General features: G+C 43.2%; 2 protein-coding genes. Both read right to left on the bottom strand.

The genetic code is table 11. The annotated features are described in order from the left end of the window. Window positions 1–510, bottom strand: a 510-nt coding sequence (locus AC1DPZ_RS24850) for a hypothetical protein (protein WP_477408533.1), incomplete at its 3' end; no start/stop codon positions are given. Between the two features lie 5 nt (window positions 511–515). Then, a partial coding sequence (gene gyrA, locus AC1DPZ_RS24855) for a DNA gyrase subunit A (RefSeq protein WP_477408535.1) occupies window positions 516–2,889 on the bottom strand: 2,374 nt, incomplete at its 5' end.

Genomic DNA, 2,889 nt, shown 5'->3' on the forward strand with positions numbered 1-2,889 from the left:
GTTTGAATAGGCTATATAATCATTAAGCTGCTTAAAATTGGGTGCATATTTTTTTGCATTTTCAAACGATTGCCGGCCATTTGCGAAATCGGAGTTGTTTACAAACTCAAAGCCCTTACGTATATAAACATTGGCAAGGCAGCGTTTTGAATAATCAATTTCGGCCTGGTAGTTATAAATTTTGCTTTTAGCCGATAATTTATCCACCAATGCAGCGGTTTCTGCCAATAACGTTGCCGGCTGCCCGCTTGTATTGGTGGAATCGATATACAATATGCTGGCATTGATTAATGCCCTATAGGTGTTTTTTTTCAGATCAGATGAATCTGAACGGGTGATAATTAAGCTATCGGCAGATTTTTTTGCCGCTCTTAAATATTTCAGATCCTTGTTCTGTTTATAAAAAGCAAGGTTATTAACTACAACTTTTAGCGCTTCTGATTGCGCGAAGGCAAAAGTTGTAGTAATAAATGGTATTAAAACAGATAAAACAATTTTACGGCACTGCATATTTTTTATTCAGTTGGTTCGTCAGTTGTTGGTTCTGCGCTTTCTCCGGTTGCCTCATTTTCTGATGATCCTTCAGGGCTTTCAGTTCCATCCACGTTCTCATCATCTGGAGTTATTTCGGCATTTTCATCAATTTCCTTCTCTTCATCCTCGTCATGCTCAATTTTTGCTACCGAAGCAATTTCATCATTTCCTTTCAGGGTTATTAAACGTACACCTTGCGTAGCCCTGCCCATTGTGCGCAACTCGCTGATGGCAATACGGATTATAATACCCGATTTATTGATGATCATCAGATCTTCCTTATCAGTAACACCTTTTATGGCAACAAGGTTTCCGGTTTTTTCAGTAATATTTAAAGTTTTTACACCCTTACCGCCACGGTTAGTTACCCTGTAGTCGTCTATATCGGTACGTTTACCGTATCCTTTCTCTGATACTACCAACACCGTTGTTTCACTATCGTCGATACTAATCATGCCTACAACCTCATCGGTTTCGTCATCAAGGGTAATACCACGCACACCGGTTGCGGTGCGGCCCATTGGCCTTACAGTTGATTCATTAAAGCGGATTGCCCTGCCCGATTTAAGCGCCATTACAATTTCGCTGCTGCCGGTGGTTAAGGTTGCTTCCAATAATGAATCGCCTTCGTTGATGTTGATGGCGTTGATGCCATTTGCACGCGGACGTGAGTAAGCCTCCAGAGATGTTTTCTTGATAGTACCTTTACGGGTACACATGATAATGAAGTTATTCTCCAGGTATTCTTTATCCTTAAGACTGATAAGCTTGATGTAAGCCTTAATATTCTCTTCTTTAGGGATATTAATAATATTCTGGATGGCACGGCCTTTAGAGGTACGTGTTCCTTCCGGAATTTCAAATACCCGCAGCCAGTAACATTGACCAGATTCGGTAAAGAACAGCATGTAGTTGTGATTGGATGCAACCAGCAAATGCTCAATAAAGTCGGCATCGCGGCTATTGCTGCCGATAGAACCCTTACCACCCCTGCCCTGGCGACGATATTCGGTTAACGGGGTGCGTTTAATATAACCCTCGCGCGATATGGTGATCACCACATCCTCATCCTCAATAAAGTCTTCGGTTTGCATTTCGGCAGATGAATGAACCATTTCGGTCCTGCGCTCATCGCCATATTTTTCTTTAATTTCTAAAAGCTCATCCTTAATGATCTGCATCCTTAAGCCTTCATCAGCTAAAATAGATTTTAAATGCTCAATCAGTTTCATTAAAGCTGCATATTCATCTTTGATCTTATCACGCTCAAGTCCGGTTAACCGGCGAAGCGTCATATCCAAAATAGCACGGGCCTGCAGATCGCTTAAGCCGAACTGGCTCATCAAACCTTCTCTTGCTTCATCAGGAGTTTGCGAAGCACGTATCAGGCGGATTACCTCATCCAGGTGATCCAGTGCAATCAATAAACCTTCTAAAATATGCGCCCGCTTTTCGGCTTCAGATAGCTCAAATTTGGTACGGCGTACAACTACCTCGTGCCTGTGTTCAACAAAGTGATGGATCAGGTCTCTCAGGTTAAGCATCATCGGGCGGCCATTAACCAATGCGATGTTGTTTACACTGAATGATGTTTGTAACGCGGTGTATTTAAACAAATTGTTTAATACGATGGCTGCATTGGCATCGCGTTTAATTTCGTAAACAATGCGGATACCTTCCCTGCTCGATTCATCGCGGATAGCCGATATGCCTTCCAGTTTTTTATCATTAACCAACTCGGCGGTACGCTCAATCATTAAAGCCTTATTTACCTGGTAAGGTACTTCGGATACAATGATGCGTTCCCTTTCGCCGTGATGCATTTCAATTTCGGCCCTTGCGCGGATCACTACCCTCCCACGACCTGTTTCCAATGCTTCACGCGGACCCTCGAAGCCGTAAATGATACCACCTGTAGGGAAATCGGGCCCTTTAACGTATTTCATCAGTTCGGATACCTCTATCTGGCGATTATCTATCAATGCCATAGTAGCATCAATAACCTCCGATAAGTTGTGCGGGGCCATATTGGTGGCCATACCTACCGCGATACCAGATGCACCATTAACCAAAAGGTTAGGGAATTTTGCAGGTAAAACGGTTGGTTCCTGTAACGAGTCGTCGAAGTTTAACTGAAAATCTATAGTGTCCTTATTGATATCAGCCAGCATTTCTTCGGCCAGCTTTTGCAGGCGTGCCTCGGTATAACGCATTGCCGCAGGTTCATCACCATCAATAGAACCGTAGTTGCCTTGTCCTTCAACCAACAGGTAGCGCAAGCTCCATTCCTGGGCCATACGTACCATGGTATCATACACAGATTTATCACCATGTGGGTGATACTTACCCATTACC

It is taken from the genome of Mucilaginibacter sp. P4_G9 (assembly GCF_056400985.1).